The 23,091-nt window shown below is 62.9% G+C and carries 21 protein-coding genes; 13 read left to right on the top strand and 8 right to left on the bottom strand.

Features of this window, described 5'->3' with window-relative positions:
- Positions 1 to 41: 41 nt before the first annotated feature.
- On the top strand, positions 42 to 1,061 hold the full coding sequence (locus ACXYMS_RS07720) for a zinc-binding alcohol dehydrogenase family protein (protein ID WP_458905173.1): 1,020 nt from the start codon (positions 42 to 44) through the stop codon (positions 1,059 to 1,061).
- 34 nt (positions 1,062 to 1,095) lie between these two features.
- Here ACXYMS_RS07720 and ACXYMS_RS07715 read toward each other — a convergent pair whose 3' ends face one another.
- Positions 1,096 to 1,770, bottom strand: coding sequence for a GntR family transcriptional regulator (locus ACXYMS_RS07715; RefSeq protein WP_458905171.1), 675 nt, complete (start codon positions 1,768 to 1,770; stop codon positions 1,096 to 1,098).
- Between the two features lie 119 nt (positions 1,771 to 1,889).
- Here ACXYMS_RS07715 and ACXYMS_RS07710 point away from each other — a divergent pair, with 119 nt between their 5' ends.
- Genes ACXYMS_RS07710 through ACXYMS_RS07675 form a run of 8 tightly spaced genes read left to right on the top strand, consistent with a single transcriptional unit; the run spans position 1,890 to position 10,490 of the window.
- Complete coding sequence (locus ACXYMS_RS07710) at positions 1,890 to 3,254, top strand: acyclic terpene utilization AtuA family protein (RefSeq protein WP_458905169.1); 1,365 nt, start codon at positions 1,890 to 1,892, stop codon at positions 3,252 to 3,254.
- Positions 3,251 to 3,631, top strand: coding sequence for an AtuA-related protein (locus ACXYMS_RS07705; RefSeq protein WP_458905168.1), 381 nt, complete (start codon positions 3,251 to 3,253; stop codon positions 3,629 to 3,631). Before ACXYMS_RS07710 ends, ACXYMS_RS07705 begins: the two co-directional genes overlap by 4 nt.
- Positions 3,632 to 3,652: 21 nt before the next feature.
- Complete coding sequence (locus tag ACXYMS_RS07700) at positions 3,653 to 5,224, top strand: ABC transporter substrate-binding protein (RefSeq protein WP_458905166.1); 1,572 nt, start codon at positions 3,653 to 3,655, stop codon at positions 5,222 to 5,224.
- A 3-nt stretch (positions 5,225 to 5,227) separates the two neighbouring features.
- Positions 5,228 to 6,130 carry an ABC transporter permease gene (locus ACXYMS_RS07695; RefSeq protein ID WP_458905164.1) on the top strand — a complete coding sequence of 301 codons (903 nt, stop codon included), beginning with the start codon at positions 5,228 to 5,230 and terminating at the stop codon, positions 6,128 to 6,130.
- Between the two features lies 1 nt (position 6,131).
- On the top strand, positions 6,132 to 7,076 hold the full coding sequence (locus ACXYMS_RS07690) for an ABC transporter permease (protein WP_458905163.1): 945 nt from the start codon (positions 6,132 to 6,134) through the stop codon (positions 7,074 to 7,076).
- Entirely contained in the window at positions 7,073 to 8,092 is a 1,020-nt protein-coding gene (locus ACXYMS_RS07685; protein ID WP_458905161.1) for an ABC transporter ATP-binding protein, read from the top strand. The genes ACXYMS_RS07690 and ACXYMS_RS07685 overlap by 4 nt, the downstream gene beginning before the upstream one ends.
- On the top strand, positions 8,089 to 9,033 hold the full coding sequence (locus ACXYMS_RS07680) for an ABC transporter ATP-binding protein (protein WP_458905160.1): 945 nt from the start codon (positions 8,089 to 8,091) through the stop codon (positions 9,031 to 9,033). Before ACXYMS_RS07685 ends, ACXYMS_RS07680 begins: the two co-directional genes overlap by 4 nt.
- Positions 9,030 to 10,490, top strand: a complete 1,461-nt coding sequence (locus ACXYMS_RS07675; RefSeq protein ID WP_458905159.1) for a carboxylesterase/lipase family protein — start codon at positions 9,030 to 9,032, stop codon at positions 10,488 to 10,490. The genes ACXYMS_RS07680 and ACXYMS_RS07675 overlap by 4 nt, the downstream gene beginning before the upstream one ends.
- Here the strand turns inward: ACXYMS_RS07675 and ACXYMS_RS07670 are convergent.
- The 7 genes from ACXYMS_RS07670 to ugpB form a co-directional block, all read right to left on the bottom strand.
- Positions 10,487 to 11,263, bottom strand: a complete 777-nt coding sequence (locus ACXYMS_RS07670; RefSeq protein ID WP_458905157.1) for an HAD family hydrolase — start codon at positions 11,261 to 11,263, stop codon at positions 10,487 to 10,489. The two genes, ACXYMS_RS07675 and ACXYMS_RS07670, sit on opposite strands and share 4 nt — an antisense overlap.
- Positions 11,260 to 12,045 carry a DeoR/GlpR family DNA-binding transcription regulator gene (locus ACXYMS_RS07665; RefSeq protein ID WP_458905155.1) on the bottom strand — a complete coding sequence of 262 codons (786 nt, stop codon included), beginning with the start codon at positions 12,043 to 12,045 and terminating at the stop codon, positions 11,260 to 11,262. Before ACXYMS_RS07665 ends, ACXYMS_RS07670 begins: the two co-directional genes overlap by 4 nt.
- Before the next feature lie 10 nt (positions 12,046 to 12,055).
- Entirely contained in the window at positions 12,056 to 12,802 is a 747-nt protein-coding gene (locus tag ACXYMS_RS07660; RefSeq protein ID WP_458905154.1) for a glycerophosphodiester phosphodiesterase family protein, read from the bottom strand.
- A 42-nt stretch (positions 12,803 to 12,844) separates the two neighbouring features.
- Positions 12,845 to 13,903: a sn-glycerol-3-phosphate import ATP-binding protein UgpC gene (locus tag ACXYMS_RS07655; RefSeq protein ID WP_458905152.1), complete on the bottom strand. Its 1,059-nt coding sequence runs from the start codon at positions 13,901 to 13,903 to the stop codon at positions 12,845 to 12,847.
- Positions 13,904 to 13,906: 3 nt separating this feature from the next.
- Entirely contained in the window at positions 13,907 to 14,755 is an 849-nt protein-coding gene (ugpE, locus tag ACXYMS_RS07650) for a sn-glycerol-3-phosphate ABC transporter permease UgpE (RefSeq protein ID WP_458905150.1), read from the bottom strand.
- 12 nt (positions 14,756 to 14,767) lie between these two features.
- Positions 14,768 to 15,652 (bottom strand): sn-glycerol-3-phosphate ABC transporter permease UgpA, encoded by an 885-nt coding sequence (gene ugpA / locus ACXYMS_RS07645; RefSeq protein WP_458905149.1) that lies wholly within the window; start codon positions 15,650 to 15,652, stop codon positions 14,768 to 14,770.
- Positions 15,653 to 15,754: 102 nt separating this feature from the next.
- Positions 15,755 to 17,080, bottom strand: a complete 1,326-nt coding sequence (gene ugpB, locus ACXYMS_RS07640) for a sn-glycerol-3-phosphate ABC transporter substrate-binding protein UgpB (RefSeq protein ID WP_458905147.1) — start codon at positions 17,078 to 17,080, stop codon at positions 15,755 to 15,757.
- Positions 17,081 to 17,363: 283 nt separating this feature from the next.
- Here ugpB and ACXYMS_RS07635 point away from each other — a divergent pair, with 283 nt between their 5' ends.
- The 4 genes from ACXYMS_RS07635 to ACXYMS_RS07620 all read left to right on the top strand — a co-directional run bounded on the left by ACXYMS_RS07635 (position 17,364) and on the right by ACXYMS_RS07620 (position 23,089).
- A complete protein-coding gene (locus tag ACXYMS_RS07635; protein WP_458905145.1) occupies positions 17,364 to 19,025 on the top strand; it encodes a Na/Pi cotransporter family protein in 1,662 nt (553 codons plus the stop codon).
- Between the two features lie 180 nt (positions 19,026 to 19,205).
- Positions 19,206 to 20,228 (top strand): LacI family DNA-binding transcriptional regulator, encoded by a 1,023-nt coding sequence (locus tag ACXYMS_RS07630; RefSeq protein WP_458905143.1) that lies wholly within the window; start codon positions 19,206 to 19,208, stop codon positions 20,226 to 20,228.
- A 131-nt stretch (positions 20,229 to 20,359) separates the two neighbouring features.
- Positions 20,360 to 22,042 carry an ABC transporter substrate-binding protein gene (locus ACXYMS_RS07625; protein ID WP_458905142.1) on the top strand — a complete coding sequence of 561 codons (1,683 nt, stop codon included), beginning with the start codon at positions 20,360 to 20,362 and terminating at the stop codon, positions 22,040 to 22,042.
- Between the two features lie 72 nt (positions 22,043 to 22,114).
- Positions 22,115 to 23,089: an ABC transporter permease gene (locus tag ACXYMS_RS07620; protein ID WP_458905140.1), complete on the top strand. Its 975-nt coding sequence runs from the start codon at positions 22,115 to 22,117 to the stop codon at positions 23,087 to 23,089.
- Positions 23,090 to 23,091 lie beyond the last annotated feature (2 nt).

Genomic DNA, 23,091 nt, shown 5'->3' with positions numbered 1-23,091 from the left:
CTTGCTGCCGGCACCACGACAATTCTGGAAAGTGACGACCAATGAAAGCGGTTTGCATCACTGGCCCCAATGCCATTTCTCTTGTCGATATCGGCGTGCCGGAGCCCGGGCCGGGCGAGGTGGCCCTCGACATCACCTATGTCGGCTATTGCGGCTCTGACCTCACCTCCTTTCGGGGCCTCAACCCGCTGGTGAGCTATCCAAGGGTGCCCGGTCACGAAATCGCCGGCACGGTCGCCGCCTTGGGCGATGGCGTCGACGACCTGGCGCTGGGCGCGACGGCGACCGTGTTGCCCTATTTTAACTGCGGAGATTGCCGTGCCTGTCGGGCGGGCCGCCCCAATGCCTGCGTCAATAACCAGACCATGGGCGTGCAGCGCGAAGGCGCCATGACCGGGCGGGTGGTCGTGCCGCGCGACAAGGTGATCGCCACGTCCGGCCTCAGCCTGCGCGATGCCGCGCTGGTGGAGCCTTGTTCGGTGGGCTTTCACGCCGTGCAAAGGGCAGGGGTCTCGCGGGACGAAACCGTCGTTGTGCTCGGATGCGGCATGATCGGCCTCGGAGCGCTGATGGGGTGCCTGCGGCAGGGAGCAACGGTGATCGCCGTCGACCTCAGCCCCCAGAAACTCGACATTGCCGGGAAGCTGGGCGCCACCCATGTTGTCCCGGGCGGCAACGACGTGGCGAAGAGGATTGCCGAACTGGTCCCCGATGGCCCGGACGTCGTCATCGAGGCTGTCGGCGCGCCGACGACGTTCCTCTTGGCGGTCGATATCGTGGGCCAGTGCGGCCGGGTGGTCTATATCGGCTATGCCAAGCAGCCGATTGCCTATGACACCAAGCAGTTCATCACCAAGGAGATTGACATCAGGGGCTCGCGCAATGCGCTGCGTTCCGATTTCGACCATGTCATCGAATGGCTGAAATCGAGTCCGGATGCCGGCGATCTCATTATCAGCGCCACCGTGCCGTTGCATGAGGCGCCCGCGGCCCTGGAGAAGTGGGACCGGGCGCCCGGCAGCTACACCAAGATCATGGTGGCCATGGACGGAGCCACGTAGCGCTTTCCAAGCCCGACACCCGTGTAGCCGGAGGCTATATCGCACCCTGGATATAGGTGGCCTTGAGATAGAATTCCTTCGGACCCTGGATATGCCGGCGGATGATGTCGGCCAGCTCCTCCGGCGCACCCCGGGCGATGGTGTCGATCATGTCGAAATGCTGGCCGATGGCGATCTCACGCAGTTCCTCGCTCGGAAACGCGCGGGTGCGGATGGGGTGGGTGGCGAAGGTGTAGTGTAGAATCGCGTCGGCCAGCTGCTGGTTGCCGGCGGCGCGATACAGCACTTCGTGGAAATCATTGTTGAGTGAAAAGACCTCGGCATAGCGCTGGCTGCGTGAGGCCTCGCGGTGGCGCGTGGCAATGTCGGTTAGCTGGGCCACCAGTTCGGGTCCGGCGGGGCGGTCGAAATGCGTCGCGGCCCTCGTCTCCAGGCACTCACGGATTTCGTAGAGCTCTTCCACCTCGGTGATGGAATAGTCGCGCACCTGGACGCCCTTGTTGGGCTGCCGCACCACCAGGCCAACCCGTTCCAGCTCGTCAAAGGCCCGCCGCACCGCATGGCGGGTGGCGCCGGTGCGATCGATGATCTCGTCCTCCACCAGGCGCTCGCGGGGACGCAACTGGCCCGCAATGATCTGCCGCTGCAGGTCGCGATACACAGAATCCCAGCTTTTGGCCTGTTCCGTCAGTGGCTTGGCAACCCGCATGCGGTCCTCGAATCCGTGCTCCAGACCCTGCCAACCTAACCAATTCTCCACAGCCAGACAATCATCGTTGACATTATCGATAATCATTCCGATGATAATGGCGATCAGGGAGGGTCAACGTGTTTCGCATTGGCAGTGGCGCTGGCTTTTCGGGCGACCGCATCGACGCCCCGCAATCGGTGGTGGCGGCAATCGCCGCTGCCGGCGAGGGCGGTGCCGTTATCTTCGAGACCCTGGGCGAGCGCACCCTGGCGCTGGGGCAGATCGCCAAGCGGGAAAACCCGCAGCGCGGCTTCGAGCCGCTGCTGGACGATCTGCTTGAACCCATCCTCGCCCGCTGTGTCGCAGCAGGCATCGTCATCGTCGGCAATTTCGGTCAGGCCAATCCGCCGGCGGCGGCGCGGGCCATCCAGGACCTCGCCAGGCGGCTGGGCGTGGGACCCTTGCGGATCGCCATCGTCACGGGCGACGACCTGGTGGGCCGGGTGGACCTGGCCCAGACCGAGCGCTGGGACGGCGACGGACGACTGCCGGACCTGGATGGCGCCGTCATTGCCGTCAATGCCTATCTGGGTGCCGCCGCCATCGCCGATGCCATCCGGGCTGGCGCCCAGGTCGTCGTGACCGGGCGCGTCGCCGATCCCGCTTTGGCCCTTGGACCTCTGGTGGCCCATTTCAACTGGTCTTGGGACGATCTGGATCGAATTGCGGCGGGCACGCTGGTCGGGCACCTGCTCGAATGCGGCTCCCAGGTATCGGGTGGTTTTTTTGCCGATCCCGGCTTCAAGGATGTTCCCGGAACGGCCGATATCGGCTTCCCTATCGCCGAAGTGGACGCCGATGGCAGCTTTTTCATCACCAAGGCGCCGGGGACGGGCGGGCTGGTCGACCTGCGGACCGTCAAGGAGCAATTGCTCTACGAGATCCACGATCCCGCCGCCTATCTCACCCCGGATGTGACCCTAGACATCACCAATGTCGAACTCAGCCAGGTTGGGCCGGATCGCGTGCTGGTTACCGGCGCGCAGGGCCACCAGGCGCCGCGCCAGCTCAAGGCGACGGTGAGCTTTTTTGGCGATTGGCTGGGGGAAGCCGAAATTTCCTATGCCGGGCCCAATGCACTGGCACGGGCGCGGCTGGCCATCACCACCATCAATGAGCGCGTGCGCCGCCGCGACCTGCCGGTCCGTCACCGCGCCGACATCATCGGGGCCGTGAGCGTTTTCAACAGTGACGAAGGCGATCTGCTGGCCGATTTCGACGACGCGCCGAGCGGGGATTATCGCGTGCGCTTTGCCTTTGGCGGCAAGTCGCAGCGCGAGGTCGAACAGGCCGTTCAGGAGGTCAACGCCCTTTATTGCTGCGGGCCTGCCGGGGGCGGGGGCGTGCGCCAAAGCGTCCGGCCGCGCGTGCGGACCCTGTCCCACATGGTGCCGCGCGAACTGGTGGATATGGGCTTCCACTTTGTCGGAGGCGAGTCATGAACGACCCCGCCCGCATCGTCAGCCTGCACCAGATTGCCCATGGCCGCTCGGGCGACAAGGGCAACCGGCTCAATATCAACGTCATCGCCTACGATCCCCGCCACTGGCCGGTGCTGCTGGCCGAAGTGACCGAAGAACGTGTCGCGGCTCTCTTTGCCCATCGCGGCGTCACCAAGGTGACCCGCTATGAGCTGCCCCGGCTCGCAGCCCTCAATTTCGTCATCGAGGATGCCCTCGAAGGCGGTGTCAATTCCAGCCTTGGCGTGGATTCCCACGGCAAGTGCCTGAGCTATCTGGTGCTGGGAATGGAGATCCCCGTGCCCGTCGAACCAGGCGAAACGCCGTTGGCGCCGTCTGTTCTGCAAACCGCCCGCTAAGGGCAAAAGGGAGGAATAGGAATGAAACTGGACAGTCTCATGCGCGGGGCCTTGCTGGCCGGATCGTCACTGGCGCTGGTCGTCGCACAACCGGTGCTGGCGCAGGAATATCCGCAGGGCGGCACCCTGCGTGTCGCCATTTCGCAGATGGCGCCGTCCCCCGACCCGGTGGTCACCACCTTCGGCGTCAACTGGGCCACGGCCGGCGTGATCTGCGAGGGCCTGTTCGCGCTCGATGAGAGCTGGACGCCCCAGCCGATGCTGGCCGAAAGCTTTGCCTATAGCGAGGATGGCACCAGCCTGACCGTCACCTTGCGCGATGGCTTGAAGTTCCATTCCGGCGCCGCCCTCACCTCTGCCGATGTGGTGGCCTCGCTCGAGCGTTTCCGCGAAGCGGCCGGCATCGGTGCGGCGCTCAAGGGTGCGGTTACTGCCATCACTGCCCCGGACGACAAGACGGTGGTGTTCGAGCTGGCTTCGCCCTCGCCCATCATTCCCGGTCTCCTGGCCGGCACCCAGGCCGTGATCATGTCCACGTCCTCGCTCGAAGGCGCATCCCCGACCGAGGCGACCCGCGGCCTCGACTGCACCGGCCCCTATGTGCTGAGCGAATACCAGCCGGACCAGGGCGTTACCATGACCCGCTGGGACGAATACGCAGCCCGCAGCGAACCAAGCTCCAGTGCCTCGGGCATGAAGCATGCCTATGCCGACCAGATCATCTTCCGCCTGATGCCGGAAGCCTCTGTGCGTCGTGACTCGCTGATCACCGGCGAAATCGATATCGCCAACGAGCTGCCGAGCGACTTCTACGATGCCCTGCAGAACGACCCCAATACCGAGGCCGTGGTCGTGCCTAACAACCAGTCCCTGACCGTGGTGTTCAACACCAGGGAAGGGGTCATTGCCGACGTCAATCTGCGCCGCGCCATCTATCACGCGCTGGAAATGGAGCCGATCATGCTCGCCTCGGTGGGCAATCCCGAATTCTACACCCTGGACCCGAGCTGGATCCCCGATCCCAATTCGTTCTGGTACACCACCGCCGGTGTTCCCGAAGGCTTCGGGACGCCCAATCCGGACAAGGTCAGGGAATACCTGGCTGCATCCGACTACAATGGCGAGTCGATCCGCTGGCTGGTGGCCTCCGAGCAGTACCAGAAGCATTTCCTCACCGCGATCACCGCATCCCAGCAGCTCGAGGAATACGGCATCAACGTCGAAATCGTGGAATCGCCCATGGCCAACTACATTCAGGCCCGTGCCGATGCCGCCCAGATGGACGCCTTCTCGAGCTTCCTGCCGACCTATGTCGATCCGACCTCGATCGCCTATCTCAACGCCAGCTATCCCGGCTTCTGGGAAGATCCGGAAAAGATGGCGCTGATGCAGGAAATCGCCACCACGATTGATCCCGATGCCCGCAAGGCCATCTTCGAGAAGATCCACGAGCTGGCCTATGATCAGTTCCCATTCATCAAATACGGGACCGAGTCGAACATGTACGGCATTCGCGTCGGCGTCGGTAACCCGGCCCGCATTCCTTCGCGCTCCGGCGACTTCTACAATGTCGCCCCACCCCCGCAGAGTTGATCAATGACGCTCAACCAGGCGACATCTCCCGACCGCCTGTCCGGTGGTGACGAAGAGGCCTTCGTCACCACCAACAAGTCGGTCTGGCAGCGGCTTCTGGCCAATCCGACGGCCATGGCGTCGATCATCATGCTGACTGTCCTGGCGCTCAGCGCGGTGCTTGCACCGCTCCTGGCGCCGGGCAATCCGCTCAGGGTCAGCCCTGCCGACCGCTTCATCCCGCCCGGCGCCGAACATCTGTTCGGCACCGACAATCTCGGGCGCGACATGTTCAAGATGGTGCTGCATGGCGGCCGCACCTCGCTTTTCGTGGGGCTGGTGGTGACGCTCATCTCCATGTCCATTGCCGTGGTTCTCGGGGCCATTTCTGGCTTCTATCGTCAGATCGACGTGGTGCTGATGCGCCTTGTCGATGGCCTCATGGCCTTTCCCGGCATTGTCCTCGCCACCGCCGCCGCCGGCATCATGGGACCGTCCATGACCACCGTCATCACCGCGCTCTCCATCGTTCTCATCGCCCCCTCACTGCGCATCGTGCGCGGACAGGTGCTGGTGGTGCGTGAATTGCAGATGATCGAGGCCGCGCGCGCCGTGGGTGTGCCCACATTGCGCCTTTTCACCCGCTACATCCTGCCCGCCGTCAGCTCCCCCATACTGGTGCAGGCCTCTTTCATCTTTTCTGCCGCTGTTCTTGGCGAGGCCGGCCTGAGCTTTATCGGCGTGGGCATCGGCCCCAAGGAATTGAGTTGGGGCAATGCGCTGACCGAGGCCCGAAACTACATCGCCCAGGCACCCTGGATCGTGCTGTTTCCCGGCCTGGCGCTGATGTCCACCATTCTCGCGCTCAATCTTTTGGGCGACAGTCTGCGCGATATTCTCGATCCGCGCCTGGCACGGAGGCGCTGACATGCTGCGCTATCTCGGAAAACGCTTTCTTCTGATCCTGCCCACGATCTTCGTGCCGCTGATCCTGGTATTCCTGCTGCTGCGCCTGTCGCCCGGCGATCCCGCCGGCATGATGCTGGGCGATCAGGCCACCACCGAACAGATCGCGGCACTGCGGACCCAACTCGGCCTCGACCAACCCATCTGGGTGCAGTTCCTGCTCTGGCTCAAGGGCATCGTCACGCTCGACCTGGGCAATTCGATCTTCTTCCGCGAGCCGGTCATGCAGATCATCCCGCGCTATGCCGGCGTGACGATCATGCTCACCCTGGTGGCGCTGACCCTGGCGATTGTCATCGGCATCACCATGGGCCTGATCTCGGCCATGAACCGCAACAGGCCGATTGACCGCGGCGTGGTGACCACGGCGGTGCTGGGCATATCGCTGCCAGAATTCTGGTTCGCCCTGTTGCTGATCTTTATCTTCGCGGTGACGCTGCGCTGGTTCCCGGTGGCCGGATACAATCCGCCATCGGCGGGCGTGATCGCCTTCGCATCGACCATTTTCCTGCCGGCATTGGCGCTGGGCGTCCGGCAGTCCGCGCTCATGACCCGCATGATGCGCTCGTCCATGCTCGATGTGCTCAACGAACCCTATATCACCACGGCGCGGGCCCAGGGCCTACCCGAGAGCAAGGTGATCGGCCAATATGCCATGCGCACTGCCGCCATGCCGGTTGTAACTGTGGCAGGCCTTTCTGCCGGCTACATGCTGGGCGGGGCGGTGGCCATCGAGATCATCTTCGCGCTGCCCGGCCTTGGCCGCATGCTGGTCGAGGCCGTCGGACGGCGCGACTATCCGCTGGTCGAGGGCGGTGTGCTCACCATTTCGCTGGTACTGGCGGTGCTCAATCTCGCCATCGACCTCATCTACGCCATTCTTGACCCTCGGATCCGTTACCAATGACCGCGCACCTCAATCCGCTGCCGGCCGACCATCTCTCGCCGGTTCCGCAAGCCCCCATTGTCCTGGATGTCGACAATCTCACCCTGTCGCTGCGCAATGCCGATGGCCTCCTGCCCATCGTGACCGATGTCTCCTTCTCCATCCGCCAGGGTGAAGCGGTTGCGCTGGTGGGCGAGAGCGGTTGCGGCAAGTCCATCACTGCCTCGGCCATCATGGGCATTGCTCCAGAAAACGCCGTCATAACCGGCACGATCACACTCAATGGTAAGGTCATTTCGAACCTGTCCCCGGGAGATCGGCGTCGGCTTTGCGGACGGCATATGGGCTTCATCTTCCAGGAGCCGATGACCGCGCTGCACCCCACGCTCTCCATCGGCCGGCAGATGACCGATACGCTCCGCCACAATCTGGGGCTGAGTCACGCCGAGGCGACCAATCGCGCCGCCGGACTGCTCGATCGGGTCGGCATTCCTCGCGCCCGCGACATCCTCAAGGGCTATGTGCATGAACTCTCGGGCGGCATGCGCCAGCGGGTGATGATTGCTCTCGCCATTTCCTGCGGCCCCTCGCTGATCATTGCCGACGAGCCGACCACGGCGCTCGATGTGACCATTCAGGCCCAGGTGCTCGACCTGCTCGAGGACATGCGACGCGAATTGAACCTTGCCATGCTGTTCATTACTCACGACCTCGAAGTGGTCGGCGATTTCTGCGAGAAGGCAGTGGTCATGTATGCCGGTGACGTGGTCGAGCGCGGCCTCAGCGCCGATATCGTCAGTGCCCCAACCCATCCCTATGCGCGCGGCTTGATCGACGCCATCCCGGCTCATGACGATGGCCGTACCCGGTTGACTCCAATCCTGGGCACGGTGCCGCCTGTGGGGCAGTGGCCCGAGGGGTGCCGTTTTGCCCCGCGCTGCACCCGCGCCGACCAACAATGCCAGACCCGTCCATCGCTCGAACGGCACGGTCAGACCCATGCCCGGTGCTGGCACCCGCTGGAGGGCAATCGATGAGCACCGAAACCATCCTTTCCGTCACGGGCCTCTCCAAATCGTTCAAGGCCGTCAAGGCGGTGCGCGATGTCAGCTTCAGCATACCCAAGGGCAAGACATTTGGCCTCGTTGGGGAGTCGGGTTCGGGCAAATCCACAACCGCCCGGCTGGTTTTGCGCCTCGTCGAACCCACCAGCGGTGCCATAAGCTTTCGCGGACGCGACCTTGCAGGCCTCTCCGCACGCGACCTGCGTGCCGAGCGGCGGCACATGCAGATGATCTTCCAGGATCCGTTCGGCTCGCTCAATCCGCGCATGAGCGTGCGCGACGCCCTGGTCGAACCCCAACTGGTTCACGGCATCGGTACGCCTGCCGAGCAACTCAGGACCGCCGAGCGGCTGCTGGCCGAAGTCAGCATGCCGCGCGCCGCGCTCGACCGCTATCCGCACGAATTTTCCGGCGGCCAGCGCCAGCGCATCGCCATCGCAAGGGCGCTCGCGACCAATCCCGAAATGATCGTTGCCGACGAGCCGGTCAGCGCGCTGGACGTCTCGGTACAGGCGCAGGTGCTCAACCTGATGCGCGACCTACAGGACCGGCATGGCACCACCATGCTCTTCATCTCCCACGACCTGCGCGTGGTGCAGTTCATGTGCGACGAAATCGGCGTCATGTATCTCGGCGAAATCATTGAACAGGGCCCGCGTGATCGCATCTATGGCGCGCCGGCCCACCCTTACACGCAAGCGCTTCTTGCCTCTGCCCCAGGCAAAGGAAGCGGCCAGAGGGCGCGGCTCAAGGGTGAAATTCCCAGCGCTCATGCCGTGCCCTCTGGTTGCGCATTTCGCACCAGGTGCCCGCATGCCTTTGCCCGCTGCACCACCGACAAGCCGGTCATGCGTGATCTGGGCGGTGGCCAGAAAGCGGCCTGTCACCTCCTGGACGGGGTCGCGGCGGCATGAGTGACGGCATTGTCCAGGTCCCCAGTGGCCGGGCGACCTATCGCGGCCTGCGGGACGAGCGGGGAGACCGCTTCCTCGGCATCCCCTATGCCGAGCCGCCTTTGGGTGAGCGCCGGTTCAGGCCGCCTGTCGCGCTGGACAATGCAGGCCTGGTGGATGCGACAGACTATCGTTTTGCCCCGCCCCAGGCCATCCGTAAGGCGCCGGCATGGGCGCCGCAGGGCGATGGCTTTGAAACCGGCGAGGACTGCCTCAATCTCAATGTCTACACACCGGCTGCCGATGAACGCCGTCGCCCGGTGATTGTCCACGCCTTTGGCGGCGGCTTCCAGAGTGGCGCGGCCCAGGGCGGCAATCTCGACGAGGCTGGCTTTGCGCATCGGGGCGACGTTGTGCTGGTGCGGCCCAATATGCGGGTCGGGGCCCTGGGCTTCCTGCATCTGGGCGAGGCCTTCGGGCCGGACTATGCGGCGGCCAATCGCGGCATGCTCGATTTGATCGCGGCCCTCCATTGGGTCCACGACAATATTGCCGCCTTTGGCGGCGACCCCGACAATGTCACCCTGGTCGGCATGTCCTCGGGCGCGTTCACCATTTCGGCCCTGTTCGGGGTCGACGACCTCGCTCACCTCTATCGCCGCGTCTGGCTGATGAGCGGACCCGCCAGCCGCATCATTGCGCCGGAGACCGCCACCGCCCTGGCCGCCGACTTTCTCGAGCGCAGCGGCGTGGCGCCGGGCGACGAACACGCCTTGCGAACCCTGCCGGTCGAGACCATCCTTACGGTACAGGATCAGGTGCTGGCCACCCATCTGGGCGAGCGCAATGCGCCGGGTGGCCGCACCTTCGGCATCGTTCTCGACGGGACCAGCCTGCAGCGCCATCCCCTCGATGCTATCGCCTCCGGCCGCTTCCGCGACCACCAGGTCGTCGCGGGCTGGACGCGTGACGAGGCGCGCATGTGGTACGCCTTCGGCATGATGCCAGTAGTGGAGACGCGCCAGGCCCTGCTGGCGTCTCTTGCGCGGTTTGGCGCAGCCACGGCGGAAGCAAGCCTTGACGCACTGGAAGCCCAACGGCCCGGATTGGGCTTCACCGAATATGAGGAAATCTTCCTCTCCCGCGCCATCTATCGCGATCCGGCGTTGAAAACGCTCGAAACCCATGCAGCGGCCGGAGGTATGGGCTTCGCCTATGAATTCTCCTGGGTGCCTGGCTTCGAAGGCGGTCGCCTCGGTGCTGCGCACGGCCTTGATGAGCCCTTCGCCTTCGGCGATCTGGCGCGCGTACCCCTGGCAATGGGTGATGAGACAGCCGCCGCGCTGGCCGCCACCATGTCCCGGTCGCTACTGGCCTTTGCCAGAACCGGCAACGCCCAATGGCCCGCCTTTGGCGAACCGCAGGCCATCCGGCATTTCGGCGAAACTGACAGCAATTGGGTCAGCGCGCCGCCTTAGCGGCCGCGTGCATCCAGCAGCGCCCGTGCGATTTCGACAAAGCCCAGTCCAGCCGGGCTGCTGGTGATCCAGCGCGGCTTGGCTGGCAGGTCGCCAAGGATCGGAACGATATTGGCGACACCGAACGACTTGCCCACATAGCTGAACATGGGGGCGTCATTGCGCGAGTCCCCCACAAAGGAGACGAAACGGGCGACATCGCTGTCCTCGACACCGAGGCGTTGCAGCACCCGCTGGCTCATCGCCTTCTTGTCGTAATCACCGAGCCAGGTGTTGATATGCACTGAGCTGATGGCCACCGTGCCGCCCATGGCGCGAATGCGGGCGGCCAGCGCATCGACCTCGACGCGGTCATGCCCGACAATGTCCACGGCCACATCGGCCACCCGCAGCCGCTGGTCATGGGCCAACTGGAACCGCCTACCCAGCAGCGGCAATATGGCCGCAAGGTGCTGCTCCTTGCGCTGCAGCTGCAGGGCTTCGTCTTCCCAGAACTCGAAACTGGCTCGATTGCCCTGGGCCCTCATGACGAAGGCGCCGCTTTCGCCAATGGCCGCGACCACCGGCCAGGCGCGCACGATATGCTCGCACCAGCCGGCCGATCCGCCGGTAACCGGCACGATGCTGATGCCGGCATCATGCAGATCCCACAGGGCCTGATAGGTCTGGGGCAACAGATGGCCCTCCGTGGTCAGCGTGTCGTCAATATCGGTGAACAGATAGCGCACACCGCTCAGATCTTCCGCGGCGGGAGCAGGGCCCTGGAACATCACGCCGGCTCCTCGTCGCACAGCACGATCTCCGTGCCGGCCGCGCTCAGGGCCGCCGCCGCGATCCCGTCCACGGGCAACGTGTCGGTGAACAGGGCCGTGATGCGTTCGAACGGCACGACGCGAACCGAAGCGTCGCGTGTCCATTTGCTGACATCGGCCGCCAGGAACTGCACCCTCGAATTGGCGATGAGCGTCGTGGTCGTCTGGGCCTCCGAATAGCTGAAATCGAGCACACCCTTTTGCGGGTTGAGCGCGCCGGCGCCAATGACGGCATAGGAGGCATAGAATTTTTCGAAGAACTGCAGGCTATCTGCGCCCACCACGTCGCGGTCATTGTGGCGCAGCAGGCCCCCGGTCATGTGCACCTCGACCTGCGGTGCATCACACAGCATCAGCGCCACATCTATATTATTGGTGACCACCCGCAGGCCCACATGCCCGCGCAGCGCCTCGGCCACAAACTGCACCGTGCTGCCAATGCCCATGAACACGGTCGAACCCGGCTCGATGGCGGCAGCGATGCGGCGGGCAATACGCTGCTTGACTGCGCTGTTGAGCGCGGCGCGGGCATTGATCGGAATGTTGCGATTGCCCACCGGCGCATCCACGCCACCATGGAAGCGGCGCGCATAGCCCAGGTCACACAGCGCGTTGATGTCGCGCCGTATGGTCTGGGTCGTGACCCCGTAGCGGCCCGCGAGTTGCTCGATATATTGAGCCCCGTCGGCCTCGATCAGGGCCAGAATGTCGCCTTGCCGGCCCGACAGCATGTCTTGCCCCATATTGGCCCCACTACCCGAGGAACACCTTCGGGTCGTCGGTGATGACCCCGGTCAGCCCCGCGCTCCAGAAGGAGATGAGCTGAACCGGGTCGTTGCAAGTCCAGGCCCGCACTTTCAGTCCACGCCGAGTTGTTTCTTCCAGCATGCCGATGCTCAGCGCCTTGAAATGCATGTGGATGGTGCTGGCCGGAATGGCAGCCAACTGCTCGGCCCAGTCCTCGGGTGGCCGTCCCCAGAGCATGGCCATTTCCAGGTCTGGCTCCAGCGCATGCATGGCCTTGAGCGCTTCCGGGTCAAAGCTCGAAATCATGATCTCGGTGCCGGCCGCGCGCTGGCTGATATCGGCCTGCACGGCACGAACCAGCTGGTCGAGCGACCTGTGGTGTTGGTGCTGCTTGATCTCGACATTGGCGCTGAGGCCGAGCGTGCCCAGGGCGGCGATGGTCTCGGCCAGCGTCGGGATGCGTTCCCCCGCAAAGCGTGGATCGAACCAGCTCCCGGCGTCAAAGCCGGCAATCTCGCTCTGCGTCAGCACACCCAGCGAGCCCTTGCCCGAACTCGTCCGATCGACACTGTCGTCATGGATCACCACCAGCCGCTCGTCGGCGCTGAGCGCCACGTCGAGCTCCACCCATTTGGCGCCCGCTTCGGCCGCTGCGCGAAAGGCGGCAATAGTGTTCTCCGGCGCTATAGCCGAAGCGCCACGATGGGCCTGGACTTCGTCCCGCGCGGGACCAATGGAAGAGTTGAGTGTCATGACGCGTCTTTGTGAAAGGGGTGGCAGGCCCTCAGGCTGTTGCTAGAGATTTGCGGCACGTTCGTCGGTGCGCCGCCCCGTCCCGGAGTTGAAAGGATGGATATCGGCGAGGCGCGCGTGAACAGTCACGGCCGACCCCTCGGCGATCTCGGGACGTCCGGGAACGCTCAGAATCACCGACTGGCCGGAGCTGTCCAGGCGCACATGCAGGTGGCTCTCGCCGCCGATGGGTTCGAGCAGTTCAACTGTGCCCTGCATGGAAAACGCCGTGCCCTCCCTCGGGGTGAGGAACAGAGCATCGGGGCGGATGCCGACAATGTCAGTATTCGCTGGCAATGCGCCCAGTCCGGTCTTGTCGGCCAGTGAAGACAAGTCGATCAGGTTCATCGGCGGCGACCCGATGAACCCGGCCACGAACAGTGTCGCGGGATGATCATAGACCTCCGTGGGCGTGCCGATCTGTTCCACCAGACCGCCATTCATCACCACCAGCCGGTCGGCCAGGGTCATGGCCTCGAGCTGGTCATGGGTCACGTAGAGACTGGTCGTCTTGAGGCGCCGCTGGAGCTTGCGGATCTCCACCCGCATCTGCACGCGCAGCTTGGCGTCGAGATTGCTGAGCGGTTCATCGAACAGGAACGCTGCCGGTTCGCGGACGATAGCGCGACCCATGGCGACGCGCTGCCGCTGCCCGCCCGACAATTGGCGCGGTTTGCGGTCAAGCAGGGCCCCGATCTCGAGGATGTCGGCGGCTTCGTTGACCCGACGGTCGATCTCCTCGCGCGGCGTGCCGCGATTCTTGAGGCCATACTCCAGATTGCCGCGCACGCTCATATGCGGATAGAGCGCATAATTTTGGAACACCATGGCAATGTCGCGCTCAGCCGGTTCGGCCTTGACCACGTCGCGCCCGCCGATCTCGATCCGGCCCGAGGTGACGGCCTCGAGTCCGGCCACCATGCGCAACAATGTGGACTTGCCGCAGCCTGAGGGTCCGACCAGCACGATCAGTTCGCCGTCGGCCACCCTGAGATTGACGCCTTTGACGGCCAGTATATTGCCGTAGTTCTTCTTGAGGTCGATCAGGTCGATCGTTGCCATGGCTTATTTCTCCGTTTCGACCAGGCCCTTGACGAACAGGCGCTGCATGAAGATGACGACAAGGACGGGGGGCAGCATGGCCAGGATCACCGCTGCCATGACCAGGTTCCACAGCGGTTCGGAATCGGCACTGGCGGCGAGGCGTTTGATGCCCATGACGACGGTGTAATATTTGCTGTCGGTGGTCACCAGCAGCGGCCAGAGATACTGCACCCAGCCATAGATGAAGAGGATGACGAAGAGCGCCGCGATATTGGTGCGGCTGAGCGGCATGAGGATGTCGCGGAAAAACCTCATCGGCCCTGCACCATCCACCCGCGCCGCTTCCATCAGCTCGTCCGGCACGGTGAGGAAGAACTGGCGGAACAGGAATGTCGCTGTGGCCGAGGCGATGAGCGGCAGGGTCAACCCCACATAGGAATTGAGCAGCCCCAGATTGGCCACCACCGCAAAGGTGGGGATGATGCGCACCTCGACCGGCAACATCAGCGTGATGAAGATGATCCAGAACGCCACCATGCGGAACGGGAACTTGAAGAACACGATTGCATAAGCGCTCAGCAGCGAGATGGCGATCTTGCCCACCGCGATGATGACCGCGATAATCAGCGAGTTCAGCAGCATGATCCAGAGCGGCGGGGCGCCCGAGGTCGAGATGCCGACCGTGAGCATGTGGCCGTAATTCTCGATCAGGTACGGACCCGGGAGCAGGGGCACCAGTCCGCGCATAAAGTCACCGCTGCCATGGGTGGAGGCGATGAAGGCGAGATACACTGGGAAGACCACGATGACGACGCCGACGATCAGCACCAGATGGGTGAGGAAGGCGAGCAGGGGACGATTTTCAACCATGTCTGGCGCTCCTCAATATTGTACGCGCCGCTCGATAAAGCGGAACTGGATGGCGGTAAGGACGATCACGATGGCCATCAGCACCACCGACTGGGCGGCGGACGAACCGATGTTGAGGCCCAGGAAGCCGTCGGCATAGACCTTGTAGACCAGCAGGTTCGTGGCCTGGTTCGGTCCGCCTGAGGTCGTGGAGTCGATGAGGCCGAACGTGTCGAACATGGCGTAGTTGATGTTGACGATGAGCAGAAAGAACGTGGTTGGGGAGAGCAGTGGGAAGACGATGGTCCAGAACCGCTTGAACGGTCCGGCGCCATCGATTGCCGCGGCCTCGGTCAGCGATTGGGGAACCGATTGCAGACCGGCCACGAAGAACAGGAAATTGTAGGATATCTGCTTCCAGCTCGCGGCGATGACCACAAAGATCATGGCCTGGTTGCCGTCGACGCGGTGATTCCAGTCGATCCCCAAGCCGCGAAGCAGGTACGGCGCGATGCCAATGTTGGGGTTGAACATGAACCACCACAGGATGCCGACGACCACTGGCGCCACCGCGTAGGGCCACACCAGCAGGGTGGTATAGAAGCGATTGGAGCGTAGCACCCGGTTGACCGCGACCGCCAGGATGAGCGACAGCGACATCGACAGCAGCGTCACCGAAACGGCAAAGACGGCCGTCTTGGACAGTGAATTCACATAGCCCGGGTCCGAAAACAGGCGCGAATAATTCTCGAACCAGATGAACGTGGTGCGGAAGCCGAAGGGGTCTTCGCGCTCGAAGGACGACTTCACCGCCTGCGCTGCAGGCCAGATGAAGAAGATCAGGGTCACCGCCAATTGGGGAGCCAGCAGGGCGTAGGGTAGCAACCTGTTGGGAAAGATCGTGCGCTTGGTTTGCATTTGGGCCGAGAACTCCCCCGACGGTCACCACTGGACGAGCGGGCGGCACGAGGCTGCCCGGGAGGACCGCCCACGGCCGAGGCCGCGGGCGGTCCGGGGAGGTCACTGGTTGGCGGCTTCGAAGTCGCGCAGGATCTGGTTGCCACGTTCAACGGCGGCGTCGAGTGCCTCCTGGGCGGTCTTGTTGCCGGCGAGAAGAGCCTCGAACTCTTCGTCGACCACGCCACGAGCCTGGGTCAGGTTGCCAAAGCGGACACCCTTGGAATTGGCCGTTGGCGTGCCGCGGGTGATCTGGTTGATGGCTATATCCGAACCCGGATTGGCTTCGTAGTAGCCCTGCTCCTTGCCCAGGTCGTAGGCGGCATTGGTGATCGGCAGGTAGCCGGTCGCCTGGTGCCAGTCAGCCTGGACTTCAGGGCTCGACAGGTAACTGAAGAACTTGGCTACGCCTTCGTACACTGCTGGATCCTTGCCATTGAGGACCCAGAGGGTGGCGCCGCCGATGATCGAGTTCTTTGGTTCGGAGATAACGTCGTCATAATAGGGAAGTGGCGCGAAGCCGACATCGAACTCCGTGGCATTGGCAATGACACCAGCGCGCCCTGCCGAGGAGTTCATGAAGATCGCGCATTCCTGAGAGTAGAACTTCGGACCAGCATCGGCACCGCCGACAGGACCACCATACTGGAACAGGCCTTCGTCAGCCCATTTCTTGAGGTTTTCCCAGTGTTTGACCTGAACGGGACCATTGAAGGTGAATTCAGTCGCGAGGCCACCGAAACCGTTCTCGAGCGTGCCGAACGGCTGGTCGTGGATTGCCGAGAGATTTTCGGTCTGGATCCAGGTGATCCAGGCACTGCTGAGGGCACAAGGTGCTGCACCCGATTCCATGATCTGCCGACCCATGGTTTCAAGTTCGGCCCATGTCTTGGGTGGCACTTCCGGATCAAGCCCGGCCTCTTCGAACACGTCCTTGTTGTAGTACATGATCGGGGTAGATGAGTTGAACGGCATCGACAGGATGTTGCCATCGGTGTCCGAGTAATAGCCGGTGACCGGAGCGAGGAAACCACTGGGGTCCCAGGCCTCGCCATTGTCGGTCATCAGCGAGTGGACCGGGTTCACGGCGCCCTTGGCGGCCATCATGGTGCCGGTGCCCACTTCAAAGACCTGCACGATGGCTGGCTGCTCATTGGCGCGGAAGGCGGCAATGGCGGCGGTCAGCGTCTCGGGGTACGTACCCTTGTAGGTGGGAACGACGACGAATTCGTCCTGGCTCTCGTTAAAGCCGTTGGCTATGCCTTCCAGCCGCTCACCCAGTTGGGCATCCATGGCGTGCCACCAGGCGATTTCGGTCTGGGCAATTGCCGGGGTTGCCGTGAGGACGGCGGCCAGCCCCACGGACAGGCACAAAGTGTTCTTGGACATGCTCACTCCCTTGTTATTGCCCTGAGACCTCCTCGTCCCGAGCTTGGTGACATTTGACAGCATCGAATCATCCTTTGCAAACAGGAAATGTTCATATGAACATCGGGGGAAGGCGGCCGACCATATAAGCCAACCTGAGTGCGCTTCTAAATCAGCCACTTAACAGGTATGTGACAATGCGGAATCGCAGGTTCGGACTGTGAATATCTCTAATGTTGCAAGTGCTTGGTTCATGTGAACATCATGTGACACTGGCGCGTCTGCGTCGTCGGAGGAGGGTTGCGTGTATTTCATCGCCGTGCAGCTGATCGCTGCCATCGTCCTGTTGCTTTGGGCCGTGCGCATGGTCCGAACGGCGGTGGAGAGGGCCTATGCGGCCGAACTCAAGCGAACCCTGGGCCGGGCGGAGCGCAACAGGCTGGGAGCCGCGGCCATTGGCATGGCGCTGGCGTTTGCGCTGCAGAGCTCAACGGCGGTTGCCGCCCTTGCCGCAAGCTTTGCCGGCGGCGGCTTGATGTCGGTTGCGACCGGCCTTGCCCTCATGCTGGGCGCCTATCTGGGATCGGCCTTCGTCGCCAGCATTCTCTCTTTTGACCTGTCACTACTGACCGCCCCGCTGATCATCATCGGCGGATTGCTCTTCCTGCGGGGCACTGAGCGCCGAACCAAGCAGGTCGGGCGCATGATCCTCGGCGTCGCCTTCGTGCTGCTGTCGCTCGAAATGGTCTCCGAGGCGACCGCGCCCTGGCGCGACAGCGACGTCCTGGCCGCCGTAGTGACCTATCTGCGGGGCGACCTCTGGACCAGCTTTGCCGTTGCTGCGCTGATTACCTGGGCCTCTTATTCATCCGTGGCCAGTGTCCTGGTCATCATCACCTTCGGCACTGCCGGGGTCATACCCATCGAGGTCGCCGCCGCCTTCCTGCTCGGCGCCAATCTGGGCGGCACGTTGATCGCCTTCGGCATGACCCGCGGCGCCGATGTGCGCGCGCGCCGGATCGCGGCAGGCGCCCTGGCCCTGCGCGGCGGTGCGGCGCTGATTTGCCTCGTGCTGCTTCAATTCCTGCAGGTCCATCAGCTCGGTCTGCCCGGAACAGTCGGTCAGCAGGCCAGTCTTGTTCATATCCTGTTCAATATCGGGGTCCTGGCCATTGGCTTGCCGCTCACCCGGCCGGTCGAGGCCCTGATGACTTGGCTGGTCAAGGATACGCCGCCGCCGGGGCAATCCGACATCGCCCGCCTTCGCCGCACCGCCTTAGTCGTTGATCCTAATGGCAATATCGACGCCTCATTGGCCAGCGCCACCCGCGAATTGCTGCGCATGAGCGAGATGGTCGAAGTCATGCTGCAGCCGGTGATGGAGATCGTCCGCAGCGGCGACAAATCCGCCATCCGCCGCGTCAAGGACCTCGAGCCAGAGGTCGACGACGCCAACCACGCGATCAAGCTGTTTCTCACGCGCCTCGACTGGGATCAGATGGATGCTGACCAGACGCGGCGCGCCTCGGACCTGAGCACCTTTGCCATCGGCCTCGAACAGGCCGGCGATATCGTCGCCCGCCAATTGCTTCGGGTGGCCGACCAGAAATCCGAACGGCGCCTGGCCTTCTCGCAACAGGGCTGGCAGGAACTGACCGATTTGCACGCGCGCGTGCTGGCCAATATGCAACTGGCGCTCAATGTTCTGGTCTCCGAGGATGCCGAATCCGCCCGCCAGCTCGTGGCCGAAAAAGACGAGATCGGGCTGATGGAGCGGCGCAGCATGGAGCAACATTTCGCCCGTCTTCGCTCCGGCGATCCGAACAGTTTCGAAACCAGCGAGTTGCACCTGGAAACAATGCACGCCCTGCGCCGCATCAATTCGCTTCTCACCGGCATCGCCTATTCGATCCTGAGCGAGCAGGGCGAACTGCTTCCCACCAAACTGGTTGGCGACAAGGTCTAGAGCCGTTGTTCGTCGTTCGGGTAGCATTTTTGGCCTGCGGCGCCGAAATGCACAGCGTAAACCCTTGGTAGAAAACGACTATAGCAAATTATTCGGGCTGCGCTTGACTCCGGGGTGCAATCGATTTCATGATTTATGGGATCGGTCCCACAAGAGGCCGGCAGGGAGGACACGGGCGGTATGGTCACCATCACCGACGTATCAAGACGCGCGGGCGTATCACGCTCCACCGTTTCGAGGGTGGTGGCCGGCAATGGCTATGTGTCCGAATCCAAGCGCAAGGCCATCGAGACGGCCATTGCCGATCTCGGCTACCGCCCCAACACCATGGCACAGGCCCTGCGATCCAATCGCTCCAATCTAATCGGCGCGGTCGTGGTCGACGTCGGTACGCCCTATTTCGCTAACATGATCTATGGCGTGCAGCGCGCGACCCGTCCGGCCGGCAAGTCGCTCATCGTGTCCTCTGGTTATGCCGACCAGGACGAGGAGGCGCGCGCCATCATCGAGCTGGTCGACCGGTCCTGCGACGGCATCGTGGTCTATCTCGAACGGCCCATGCGCGAGGACGTTGTGGACATCGTCCGCAAGGCGCGGGTTCCGGTGGTTTCCATTGGCCACAATCAGTGCCCGGTGTCGCGGGGCAGGGTGGTCCTCGACAATTTCAACGGCGCGCGGGCCGCCATGAACCATTTGCTCGAGCAGGGCCACCGCAGGATCGTGCATCTGTCCGGTCAGGTGGATTTTGGCGATACAATGGCCCGCATGCAGGGGATCGCCACCGCGCTTAACGAGCATGGGCTGGGCCTTGAAGACATCCATATCGTCAACGGCATCTTCCATCAGGACTTCGGTTATGCCGCAACCCGCGATCTGATCGAATCCGGACGAGACTTCACGGCCATCTTTGCGGGTGACGACGACATGGCCGCCGGCGTGCTGTTGGCCCTGCGCGATGCGGGGCTGCGCGTGCCCGATGATGTATCAGTCATGGGGTTCGACGATGCCTTTCATGCCAAGCATCTGTGGCCGCCTTTGACCACGGTGCGCCAGCCCGTTGATACACTGGGCGAGGTCGCGGCCTCGCTCCTGCTCAAATTGCTCGGAGAACCCGGAACGGGTCCCCTGCAATCGACTGTCGATACCAGCCTCGTGGTCCGGGCAAGCGTCGCCGCGCCACGACAGCAAAGGGAGGTTGCCTGAACGCTGCGCCGGTCAGCGATGACGCAATGCCGGACCAAGAAACAACAAGGAATACCGATCCCATAAGGAGTGTGGGATCGATCCCATAATAGCTGTTCCACGAGGAGGAGAAACAAGTGGAGGGACTTACTATGAAATCGATCAGGGCCATTGCTCTGTTGAGCGTTGGGGTAGCCGCGCTGGCCGTCACCGCGCCAGTACTGGCCCAGGACCAGGTCATCCTGCGCCTGCTGCCCTATCACACCGATGCAATGGTGGAGAATTACAACCCCAACAACCCAACCGGCCCGCAGCAGCGCATGCGCGACTTTGCCTACGAGCCGCTCTGGATCGACAATATCTGGCATCCGGGTGAAAACGAAGAGGCGCTGGCCGTCGGCTGGGAGATCGGCGAAGACCTCAAATCCATCACCTACACGCTGCGCGAAGGCGTCAAGTGGAGCGATGGCGAGGACTTCAATGCCGACGACGTGGTGTTCAGCTTCGAATATGCCAAGGCACATCCTGACTATCCGATGGGCATTGACGTCTACAATGGCGAGACCGGCAATGTCACAGGTGCCGAGAAGATCGACGATCTGACCGTCAAGTTCACCCTCAACGAGCCAGACGCCCTGGCCCGCTATGGTCTCAACGGTCTCTACCCGCTGCCCGAGCATGTCTGGAGCAGCGTGGACGATCCCAAGAACTACGCAAACCTAGAGGTCGTCGCCACCGGTCCCTGGACCAAGCCGGCCAATTTCTCGCGAAATGGCCATGATCTGTGCCGCAATGAGCTCAGCCGCTACAACGACGACAACGCCATCGATTGCCTGCGCTTCCCGCAGATGAATGGCAACGAGCAGACCGTGGCCGCGCTTTCGGCCGGCGATCTCGACTGGCTCGGCGACGGCCTCACCGATCCCGACGTGACCTTCCTGCCGCAGTCCGAGTTCAACAATTACTGGCTCCCGGCCGGTTCGGACGTGAACCTGCAGCTCAACACCACCAAGGCCCCGTTCGACAACCTCGAGTTCCGCAAGGCCATGTCGGTCGCCATCGACCGCCAGACCCTGCTCGACATCTCGACCTTCGGCTTGACCACGGCGACCAAGTTCCCCATCGGCACCGGTGAAATGTACAACACCTGGTACGACGAGGCGGCTCTTGAACCCTATAAGGCCCTGATGGAGTACAATCCGGACGAAGCCATTGCCATCCTCGACGCCGCCGGCTTCGTCGATGCCGACGGTGACGGCTGGCGTGACAATCCTGATGGGACCCCGATTGCCTTCGGCATATCGATGCCGTCGGGCTGGACCGACTGGGTCAATACCGGGCAGACCGTGGCCGAAAACCTGCAGGATGTCGGCGTCAACGCTTCGCTGAAGACTGTGGATCAGGGCGCTTGGTTCGATGCCGTGCCGCGTGGCGATTTCGACGTTTACGTCATGTGGACCAATGGCGGCCCCACGCCCTACAACCAGTACTCGCCCATGTTCAATCCACGCCTGATGGTCGAGGGCCAGATCGACTTTCAGGCCATGCACCAGATGCAGATCCCCGAAGTTGAGGCGGCTCTGGACGTCTTCAAGGGCTCGGCCGACGAAGCCACCCAAAAGTCGGCCCTCACCGACATCCATAAGGCCGTGGCTGAGAACCTGCCGGTCATCTCGCTGTTCGCGAACCCGATCTGGTACGAGTACTCGACCCGTCGGTTCTCCGGTTGGGTCACCGAGGACGACCAGAAGTTCCGTCCGCAGGTCCATGACGGCACGCGTGAGCGCGTCTGGCATGCTCTGGCGCTGAAGCCTATCGAAGGCGCCGAGTTCTAGGCTCGTGCTCGCGGCGGGACCCTTGCCTCCCAAGGGCCCCGCCGGTTTTTCCGTGGAAAGGACCGGACCGCCATGATCTTCCTGGCCAGACGCCTCGCGTTCTATTTCGCGGCGTTTTTTCTAGCGATTACCTTCAATTTCTTGATCCCGCGCCTGATGCCGGGCGATCCCTCCGATCGCATCATTGCCTCATTTCAGGGACGCCTAAACGAGTCCCAGGTTGCGGCCATCCGCCAGTCCTACGGACTGGAAGGGAGCCTGTGGGAGCAGTACCTCACCTATATTGGCAGTGTGTTCCGGCTCGATTTCGGTATCTCGACGGTCCAATTCCCCGAGCCCACTGCGTCGCTGCTGTTCTATGGCGCGACCTGGACGCTGGTTCTGGTCGGCCTCGCCATCGCGCTGGCCTTCACCATCGGTTCGATCATGGGCATCCATGCCGCCTGGAATCGGGGCGGATTTTTCGACAGCTTTTTCACGCCCATCAACGTCATGATGAACGCCTTCACGCCCGCTATCGTAGCGTTGGTGCTGTTCTATGCGTTTTCGCTGCAGCTGCGCTGGTTTCCCCTCGGGCGCGCGCACGATCCGAACTTGTTGGCGGCCTTCGATTTCCAGTTCATCGGCAGCGTACTCTATCATGCCACCCTACCGGTACTGTCCATTTTCCTCGTGAGTTTTGGCGGCTGGCACTTGGGCATGCGCAACGTCATGATCAACCTGCTCAACGATGATTTTGTCATCCTCGCGCGGGCCAAGGGTCTGTCCGACAACCGGGTGAAATACCGCTACGTGGCGCGCAACGCCATTCTTCCGCAGATCACCTCGCTGGCGCTCTCCGTTGGCTACATGCTGGGCGGGGCGCTGGTGACCGAGCAAGTGTTCAACTATCCGGGCCTCGGCAAATTCACGTTCACCGCCATCGGCTCGAGGGATTATTCCTTCATTCAGGGCCAGCTTCTGCTGCTGACCACGGCGGTTCTGGTCGCCAATCTCCTGTCCGACATCGCCAATGTCATTCTCGATCCGCGGCTGAGGAAAGGCTGAGC

It is taken from the genome of Devosia sp. CAU 1758, assembly GCF_054482695.1.
The sequence above is the reverse complement of the archived record's forward strand: the minus strand, read 5'-3'. Positions and strand labels throughout refer to the sequence as shown.

What these genes read in the sequence shown, in the direction of transcription:
- ACXYMS_RS07690 (WP_458905163.1), top strand. Translation starts at nt 6,132, where the DNA reads ATGCTGCGCTATCTCGGAAAACGCTTTCTTCTGATCCTGCCCACGATC.
- ugpB (WP_458905147.1), bottom strand. Translation starts at nt 17,080, where the DNA reads ATGTCCAAGAACACTTTGTGCCTGTCCGTGGGGCTGGCCGCCGTCCTC.
- ACXYMS_RS07680 (WP_458905160.1), top strand. Translation starts at nt 8,089, where the DNA reads ATGAGCACCGAAACCATCCTTTCCGTCACGGGCCTCTCCAAATCGTTC.
- ugpE (WP_458905150.1), bottom strand. Translation starts at nt 14,755, where the DNA reads ATGGTTGAAAATCGTCCCCTGCTCGCCTTCCTCACCCATCTGGTGCTG.
- ACXYMS_RS07660 (WP_458905154.1), bottom strand. Translation starts at nt 12,802, where the DNA reads ATGACACTCAACTCTTCCATTGGTCCCGCGCGGGACGAAGTCCAGGCC.
- ugpA (WP_458905149.1), bottom strand. Translation starts at nt 15,652, where the DNA reads ATGCAAACCAAGCGCACGATCTTTCCCAACAGGTTGCTACCCTACGCC.
- ACXYMS_RS07630 (WP_458905143.1), top strand. Translation starts at nt 19,206, where the DNA reads ATGGTCACCATCACCGACGTATCAAGACGCGCGGGCGTATCACGCTCC.
- ACXYMS_RS07675 (WP_458905159.1), top strand. Translation starts at nt 9,030, where the DNA reads ATGAGTGACGGCATTGTCCAGGTCCCCAGTGGCCGGGCGACCTATCGC.
- ACXYMS_RS07695 (WP_458905164.1), top strand. Translation starts at nt 5,228, where the DNA reads ATGACGCTCAACCAGGCGACATCTCCCGACCGCCTGTCCGGTGGTGAC.
- ACXYMS_RS07720 (WP_458905173.1), top strand. Translation starts at nt 42, where the DNA reads ATGAAAGCGGTTTGCATCACTGGCCCCAATGCCATTTCTCTTGTCGAT.
- ACXYMS_RS07620 (WP_458905140.1), top strand. Translation starts at nt 22,115, where the DNA reads ATGATCTTCCTGGCCAGACGCCTCGCGTTCTATTTCGCGGCGTTTTTT.
- ACXYMS_RS07625 (WP_458905142.1), top strand. Translation starts at nt 20,360, where the DNA reads ATGAAATCGATCAGGGCCATTGCTCTGTTGAGCGTTGGGGTAGCCGCG.
- ACXYMS_RS07685 (WP_458905161.1), top strand. Translation starts at nt 7,073, where the DNA reads ATGACCGCGCACCTCAATCCGCTGCCGGCCGACCATCTCTCGCCGGTT.
- ACXYMS_RS07665 (WP_458905155.1), bottom strand. Translation starts at nt 12,045, where the DNA reads ATGGGGCAAGACATGCTGTCGGGCCGGCAAGGCGACATTCTGGCCCTG.
- ACXYMS_RS07655 (WP_458905152.1), bottom strand. Translation starts at nt 13,903, where the DNA reads ATGGCAACGATCGACCTGATCGACCTCAAGAAGAACTACGGCAATATA.
- ACXYMS_RS07715 (WP_458905171.1), bottom strand. Translation starts at nt 1,770, where the DNA reads ATGCGGGTTGCCAAGCCACTGACGGAACAGGCCAAAAGCTGGGATTCT.
- ACXYMS_RS07700 (WP_458905166.1), top strand. Translation starts at nt 3,653, where the DNA reads ATGAAACTGGACAGTCTCATGCGCGGGGCCTTGCTGGCCGGATCGTCA.
- ACXYMS_RS07705 (WP_458905168.1), top strand. Translation starts at nt 3,251, where the DNA reads ATGAACGACCCCGCCCGCATCGTCAGCCTGCACCAGATTGCCCATGGC.